At 43.6% G+C, this 7,833-nt stretch carries 8 protein-coding genes; 7 read left to right on the plus strand and 1 reads right to left on the minus strand.

The genetic code is table 11. From position 1 onward, the window contains the following. The first annotated feature begins 427 nt into the window (after positions 1-427). From AC0YOA_RS37940 to AC0YOA_RS37950, 3 genes are all read left to right on the plus strand, one after another. Positions 428-850 (plus strand): VOC family protein, encoded by a 423-nt coding sequence (locus tag AC0YOA_RS37940; protein ID WP_475790928.1) that lies wholly within the window; start codon positions 428-430, stop codon positions 848-850. Positions 851-1,452: 602 nt separating this feature from the next. Further along, positions 1,453-1,992, plus strand: coding sequence for a DinB family protein (locus AC0YOA_RS37945; protein ID WP_475772929.1), 540 nt, complete (start codon positions 1,453-1,455; stop codon positions 1,990-1,992). 218 nt (positions 1,993-2,210) lie between these two features. After that, entirely contained in the window at positions 2,211-2,714 is a 504-nt protein-coding gene (locus AC0YOA_RS37950; protein ID WP_475790929.1) for a DinB family protein, read from the plus strand. 692 nt (positions 2,715-3,406) lie between these two features. On the opposite strand, the gene AC0YOA_RS37955 is transcribed toward AC0YOA_RS37950, so the two are convergent. Next, the gene (locus tag AC0YOA_RS37955) at positions 3,407-4,678 is read right to left on the minus strand and encodes an IS110 family RNA-guided transposase (protein ID WP_475790930.1); all 1,272 of its coding nucleotides are present in this window, start codon (positions 4,676-4,678) and stop codon (positions 3,407-3,409) included. A gap of 387 nt (positions 4,679-5,065) precedes the next feature. On the opposite strand from AC0YOA_RS37955, the gene AC0YOA_RS37960 reads away from it, so the two are divergent. From AC0YOA_RS37960 to AC0YOA_RS37975, 4 genes are all read left to right on the plus strand, one after another. Continuing rightward, complete coding sequence (locus AC0YOA_RS37960) at positions 5,066-5,536, plus strand: hypothetical protein (RefSeq protein ID WP_475790931.1); 471 nt, start codon at positions 5,066-5,068, stop codon at positions 5,534-5,536. 108 nt (positions 5,537-5,644) lie between these two features. Further along, entirely contained in the window at positions 5,645-5,977 is a 333-nt protein-coding gene (locus AC0YOA_RS37965) for an NUDIX hydrolase (RefSeq protein ID WP_475790932.1), read from the plus strand. Between the two features lie 136 nt (positions 5,978-6,113). Further along, complete coding sequence (locus tag AC0YOA_RS37970; protein ID WP_475790933.1) at positions 6,114-7,169, plus strand: DUF1835 domain-containing protein; 1,056 nt, start codon at positions 6,114-6,116, stop codon at positions 7,167-7,169. 215 nt (positions 7,170-7,384) lie between these two features. Beyond that, positions 7,385-7,618 carry a DUF6199 family natural product biosynthesis protein gene (locus AC0YOA_RS37975; RefSeq protein ID WP_475790934.1) on the plus strand — a complete coding sequence of 78 codons (234 nt, stop codon included), beginning with the start codon at positions 7,385-7,387 and terminating at the stop codon, positions 7,616-7,618. The last annotated feature ends 215 nt before the right edge of the window (positions 7,619-7,833 follow it).

Consider the following 7,833-nt stretch of genomic DNA (forward strand, 5'->3'; position numbering starts at 1 on the left):
TTCAATCCCCGGCTATGGCTATCTTACGACCACATAAAAATGAGGTCCACCAGAAAGATCTGGTGACCTCATAATACGAACGGGTACGATAGTGCAAAGACCAGGAACAGAACGCCGCGGCTAACAACTGTTCCAATTTCATTGAAGTAACGGGCAGAATTGTTTAATTTACCACCTCTGTTAAACTAAAGTTGTATTCAGTCGGGCCCGGACTGTGCACATTAGCAATCTATGAGAAACCGGGCTTGCTGTTGGATGATAAAATGTAGACATAAAGGAGGCCGCATATAGGACGTGTAATCCTGCTGATGAAGTTTGATAAGGATATCGGTGGTCCTCTCCTATGCGTCAGCAGCCATCCCTCCGCCTGGATCAGGAGATTGAATGGAGTACAATACTCCCAATAAAATCAGAGGAGCTGAAAAAAATGAAATTTAGTCCTTATTTACAGTTGAACGGAAATGCAAGAGAAGCAATTGGATTTTACGAAAAGGTATTTCATGCAGAAAATTTAGGAGTTATTACATTTGGTGAAGTGCCTACTACCCCAGATTTTCCTTTCCCTGAGGATGCAAAAGACCTTGTTTCACACGCTACGATAAGGGTTGGAGAGTCAGTAATTATGTTTTCAGATACATTCCCAGGTCAACCAGCTCAAGAAGGAAACCTGGTGACCATTTGTGTCACGTTTGACAATGCAGACAAAGCTCGCCAAATTTTTGAAGCCTTACAGGATGGCGGACAAGTTGAAATGCCACTATCAGAAATGGGTTTTAGTCCTGCTTACGGGGTGATTAAAGATAAATTCGGTGTAACCTTCCAAATTTACACTGAAGGATATCAAGATTAGTTCATACGATAATAGTAGAAAAACGGCTTTGTACGAATGTCACAAATTACTCGAAAAAGCGATTGGAAGAAAAGTTTGCTGAGAGAATCTCGATTGAAAACGTTCGTGGTTATCAATGGATTACGTCCAAATTGATGATTAAGCTTGTAACGATGGGTACAAAAATAGCAAAAAACAATCCAGTAATTATTGGCATATATAAACCCTAGGTTATTGAAATAACGAGGAACGTTAGTTCAGTAGGCTATAATCACACATAAAAAGGAACTCTCGAAATCAGAGGGTTCTTTACATTTATATCCATACGTTTGCGGGTGGAGTCAGCTATGCTGGTAACACCCCATGTTTCCGTTCAGAGGTTCTTGTTGAACTAAAGGGTACGATAGCGCAACAACCAGGTCATTAAAGTAACTGGGCACGTTAGCACAATGATGAAGAACCGCTGCGCGGAAGCCCAAGAAGAATTAGAAAGCTGAACGATATAAATTATAAAACAGCTTCTGTGGAGAAGCTGCTTTATAATTTACCCTGACATACAGTTGTCAGGGTTGCCATTGTATGATGAATACATAAGTAAACTACAAAAAAAGGAGGTAATTGAAATGACAAATCATAGTTTGAGATTTTACGACTATCATGTATGGGCAAATAAAATAATCTTTAATCGATTAAAGGAGCTTCCGCATCACCTGTACAATCAGGAAATTCAAAGCGTGTTTTCTTCGGTGTCGAAGGTCATGGCACATATATACAAGGTTGATTGCGGGTGGCTGGACATCCTGATGGGTAAAAGTATGAATGAAGCTATGGAAGCTTCTTTTCAAATCGAGGCGGATGCAGAAGCTAGAAGCCTTGAGGAACTGGAAGCTATGTATGACGATTTGTCCGTGAGATTCAAATCATGTATTAACGAGCATGCGGATCTTGAGAAAGAGGTTGTCTTGGATAATCCTTACGCAGGAATTTTGAACACCAGATATTCAGAATTTATTATTCAAGTTGTGAATCATGGTACGTACCACCGAGGTAATCTGTCTGCTATGCTTCGTCAACTGGGCCACTCCTCTGTTATGACGGAATATGGACTTTTTATGTACCAGGATGAATCAAACACTAGTCTATCAACAGTTCCTGCCAATTAGGATAATTACAATCTTCCGCGGCTGCTTCAGCGACCGTTTTTATTCACAAGAACATATAACGTTTGCCGAAATGGGATAAGAAATTATATAGGTTGCCATAACTTGAATTCATGCATCGTGGAGATGGGTTAGAGGGCGCGCTACTACATACTTGAAAATATTGTAATCAAACAATGATATAATGGTGTTATTCCATTATAAAAGGGAGTTGTTGGATAATGTATAAACACATCGAGGATTTTGCTGCAACTTGGCGGCATGAAACGGCAGCAACGATGCGGACGCTGGAGACGCTCACGGACGAGTCTCTTGGCCAACAGATAACGAGCGATCATCGAACGCTTGGACGTCTTGCATGGCACCTTGTACAGACGTTGCACGAAATGCCATCGCGGACTGGATTGTCTGTCGAAGGACCGGGCGAAGATGTGTCGGTGCCAGCTTCGGCAGCGGACATTGCGGCGGTCTATAAGCGGACCTCGCAAGCGCTCCTTGATGCTGTACAGTCCAGTTGGAAGGATGAGAATCTGCTCGTCATGAGCGACATGTACGGCGATCAATGGCCGAACGGCTTGACGCTGGATATCCTCCTAAAGCATGAGATTCATCATCGTGGTCAAATGACGGTCCTGATGCGCCAGGCCGGCCTTCGAGTACCGGATCTTTACGGACCGACGAAAGAGCAGTGGGCCGAGTATGGTGCGTCGGCTCCGGCAATATAGAGTATGACTATATCCCGCTTTGGCCGTTGGCTGAAGTGGGATTTTTAAGCCCTATGCCCTATTACCATACATGAATGATATTTTTACATTTATTGTAGGAGGACAAGAACATTGACCGAATGAAGCCCGCGTAGATTCCATGCCCAAGGGAGTATGGGATGATATCAAGTCATTTGTCGAGGTTGCCAGTAGCTCAGCAACTCATGGTCACGATGAATGACCAACACGGGGGGCCTCAGAAAAACCATGGCAGGAGTTCAGTTCCCCTTATAAACACTTGATACGTCGCTATTTCAATCGTGCACAGAGGCGGGATTATAGTAATGGATTGAATCTCGGGCAAAAGGGATAACATCGGATAAGACGGACAACTGTTGTTCAACTCCCTCGGTACGTTATAGTTTTCTCACGAATGCTCGCTTATTCGCAGGATTTCACCACAGGATGAAATGTAACCCGGATGGAATGGGACGAGAGCCGTCAAATTGGAAACCGACGCGCATGCGGGAACAGAAGGGGCGAGTTTTCGCTCCTCTTTTTTGTTGCTCTGCTGCACGCTACTCCACATAACCTCCGGAGGCTTTCACTCCCATTTCTCGACGGGTCAATGCCCTTTTGTTTAACGCAGTCCGGTACTCCGTGCAATCTTGAGATCCTGCGAATAAGCCAATTTTCGTGGGATGGCGAAGCGGCTAAGCAACCTGTTTCATAGGAAGAGCTCGATTCGTTTCGTAAGCATCGCCACTGCGTGCCATGGCAACCAGAATGCGAGCCAACTTGCCGACCAGTTTCATTACCGAGCGTATCGGTTTCATGTTCTTGCTTTTCACATTCGCTTCATGTAGGCGCTTGAATGTTTCATCGTTCAAGATTAGAGCCATGGTTGCCATGAACAAGACATGTCGGAGCCTTGGCCGGCCGCGTTTGCTAAGTGACATCTGGCCGTTCCACTTGCCGGAACTCGCTTCGGCCAGGTTGAGGCCGGCATGCCGCAGCAGCGCATTACCATGCGAATAGCCGCTGAGGTCGCCGGCTTCGCCTAGAATGCCTGCAACAGACAGGACGCTTATGCCTTTCATCGCAAGCATTGGCGTGGCTAGCGGGATCCGCTTTAGCGTAACTGCCAATTCTTTCTCGATCACCTGCAACTGCTCGGTAGCCAGATCGTACTCGGCCAGCAGTTGCTGTAGATGGAGCTTGTAAGCTTTCTCAGCATGCCTCGCACCGACTGATTGAGTTGCTAGAGCTAGCAACTCGCTGGCTCTACGTTCACCGCTGTGCCGTTTCATGACTGTTTTCCAGCCATCGAGTATCTGGCGAACGGTTAGCTTTTGAAGATCAGCAGGCGTTGGAAAGAGACGCAGTGTAGCGAGCGAACCGGAGCCAATGAGGTGCTTATAAACCTGCCTCAGCTCTGGAAACACAATGTCGACCCAGCGATGGATCTGGTTCTTGACGCTGACAAGACGATGGACGATTGTCTCTCGATTCGCCATGAGCACTCGCAGTTCTATGAACACTTCACTGGTATCTTTAATGACCGTGTAGTAGCCGTTTTTCACCATGTCGGCAATAACCAAGGCATCCTTGATGTCGCTTTTGGAGGGAGTATTATCTCGGTTTTCCTTGTTCTTTTTGACGAGATGAGGGTTTACCAACACGACCTCGAGGCTTCGGTCTTTGAGCCAGGCGGCGAGACTGAGCCAGTAGTGGCCGGTTGGTTCCATACCGATGATGGTGTCGTTTAGCTGGTGCGTTTCCTGCATATCTTTCATCCACTGCAGCAGTTGGTTAAAGCCGGCATCGTTGTTGGAGAAATGAAGCGGAGTGCCGAGCGTGATTCCACGGAAGTTGACAGCGCGAGCAACATGGGACTGCTGGGCGATGTCGATGCCGACGACAAGGTGCTGGGTTGAAATGCGTTCGAGCAGTTGATTTTGTTTGGCTTGAGCTTTAAAATTCAAGATAGAGCGACCTCCTTAAGATGGTTAAAGGGCTATGACCCGTGACTACCCCATCGTACCGGAGTCGCTCGTTTTAATGCAAAGCTCAAAATTAACGCTCTACAGGAATCCTAACGGGTACGATAGCACAACGACACCAGGCTGCCGGCACGAACGGCAACCGTTCGCTCAACTAACGGCTACGAGTTGAATATCACAAGATGAAGCTGCCGAAGTATCGAACGGCAGCTTTTCTGTGGTTAAGGGCAGTTATGTGCAACAAATCCTTTATTTGCTGCGTAATGAAGATAATCACAAAGTAAAAATGTTGTGCCTTATCTGTGTTCTTCAATGGAGAATTGACGGAAAAGGAAAGTCGAAAATTCTTTGACTAGAGAGGTGAAATAATTGAAGTATCTGATTCCAATTTTGGTGTTCGTTTTATTAATTGGTTGCATAAGAAACAACGAAATATCGAAAGAACAATTTGTATCAAAAAGCTATCTTGAGAGCAAGGGGTTCCAGGTTATTTCTTATGAAGGTCGTTCGGAGAGTTACGAATTGACAAAACAGAATATCGTGACACTACCTTATATGATTTATTGGGGGCTGCAACTGGTTGACCCATCCCTGTATTTTGGCAAGACAATAAACGTTGAAAAGTTCCTCGTCAAGAATCATCCGCTAACTCAAGGCAAAGTTGATGTGTATGTCTATGAAGTTAATGGTCAGCCCATAGGAGGAACTTCGTATCCACATGGCGATACATCAGCCGTATCAGAGGGGGGATATTGGTCTATAGAAGGTAAAACATTAGAAGAACTTCAACCAAAGTCCTTTCAAGATTGGCAAAAAGACTGGATTAACAAGTTTACGTAAGGTGAACTAAAAATGCCCTATTAAGGGCTGGAGAAAAAAAGTTTATTGAAGTAACAGTCAGAATGAGCCAACACAGGGTTTTTTTGTTTAATGACGAAAATGTAATTTATGGATGAAATAGAAGGGTTGGATGTAGTAGAAATTGAAGGTGAGGATACAAAGATTGATACAATTGGTATTGACCCAAGCTTTGAAGTGGAATGTATACAACCATTCGGGGCGTATCAGACCATAAAAGGACCCTTTGATTCTGTTGGTGTGTACTTCCGATGTAAAGCACAAGGGGATTTATTAATATCAGGTGATGAAACGAAAAATCCAAGATGGATTACAGTAGATGAATTGATACAATTAATGAATGATGACCCTCTACAATTTTCTGATGTTGACCGAGCAGGAATATTGTTTTACTTGAAAAATTTGAAGAAAAGCAAATTATAAGTTACCCAATAATAATAAGATTGTTCTACTGTTATTAAGCTAACGGATTACGATAGCTTAATGTGGCTGCCGCGGGATCGAGCGGCGGTTCTGTGGTATTATGAGAGGCGGGATGGTCCCATAAGGAGGATATCACATGGACGAGTTCTACAAAAGTCTGCCTTACCAACTGAGTGAAAATGAATTACGGCAGTTATTTTATAATTTTTTAGCTACAGTAGATCGTTATCATCAAGACGGTGGAATTGAAGAAAAAAAGTTAGCAGAGGGAGTTATTAACCTGCTTCAAGGACAAATAGATGCGAAGCGTAACCAAAAATTGCAGATAGATGCGCTCCAACGTTACGTCCATATTGTGTTTAGCCTCTCTGATGAAGGATCGCTATTACTATCTCTCCATAAAGTCGGGAAACGGGAAGTGTGCCAGGTTTTGGCATTTAATGATGTGTTTTCAGTCGGGCCAATATCTGACTTGGATACAACAACTGGACAGGAGAAAAGGTTTCTTTGGATGATGGAACACGATAGTGATTACTCTTATAATCAACAGTCGAACCAAGAACATAAGCTTGAGAATATGATAACAGCAATAAGAAGCATTCCAGAAAATAAGCATATCGTCATTTGGTACGCGGACAATCCCCATGATCAAACAGGCTTACGTTTCGCAGTGCATTTGTTAAGAGAAAGAGAACAGCCGATTAATGTTGTAAATGTGACGGAGCTATTTAACGCTACAAGAATGCAAAACGTAGATGAGATTACTCCATACGCGAGTGGTTTAATCGACCGAGAACATTACCAGGCAATCGTTAGAAATTATTATGAAGGCATTCCTCTTAAACAAGACCAAAGAAGAAGGTACGAATCAGAATGGCTTATGCTCACAGGGCAAGATCATGTGCTTCGTTTGTGGGAAGAAGGTACAGTTAGAGGCAGTGATGAGAGTGCCCTAGATGCAGTGATTGTAAGGTCGGTGATAGAACTGGAACACAAACAAGATGAGAATGGATTTATTAAAGCAGGAAGTGTCCTAATAGGGTTTTATAAAATATCGCAACAAATCGTAGGATATTCGTTTCTAACCTATAGAATCTGGATCTTAATCAACCAAGGAATTCTGGCATTTAGAGGGCTACCGGGAGCTCCGCATCAGTTTTCCGTTAAATTGGGTACCCATAGGTTAAGCTAACGGGTACGATAGTTCAATCAGGGGGGACCATTATGATCCTCCCTTATTTTCCATTCCACCCTGGATAAGGATCTCCCTTACTTACATAAGGGGAGCAAAAAAACTGTTCAAGGGGCTTAAAAATATCATGGGTAGAATAGTGCAAAGTTTTAACACCATTAACTATTGAATATCAGCGGTAATTGAACTAATTTATACGTTAGGGAGTGATGAAAATGGAACCGCCAGAGCTAAAAGTAATTTCTATAGTGATTACTATTTTTTTCGTACTTTGGACTGGAGCCGCTTTGTTCGCCACAATAAGTCCAAAAGCCTTTTGGAATATAACCCAAGGTTGGAAGGCAACACGCGAGCCGTCGACTGCCTATTTTGTATTTTCTCGAATTGGAACTGCAATATGTGCAATCATTGGTCTTGTTATGTTGGTCCGGCCGTATATACACAAATGAATCCCATTGAATAAATTCCTTTTTTTGTTTTACGAACGGGGCACGATAGCATAATTTGGACCAAATTGAGGCAGCCGTCCAAACAATCGGCTGCCATTGCTCAACTATACCAGCTAATAGGTTGTCAATATTTAATTATTAATGAGCCAAACGAGGGATGTTATACTGGTAAAAGGGAATGGCAAATAACCGTCCCTTAGATTTTGGGAAGGTGT

This window comes from Paenibacillus sp. JT22N12 (assembly GCF_056269365.1).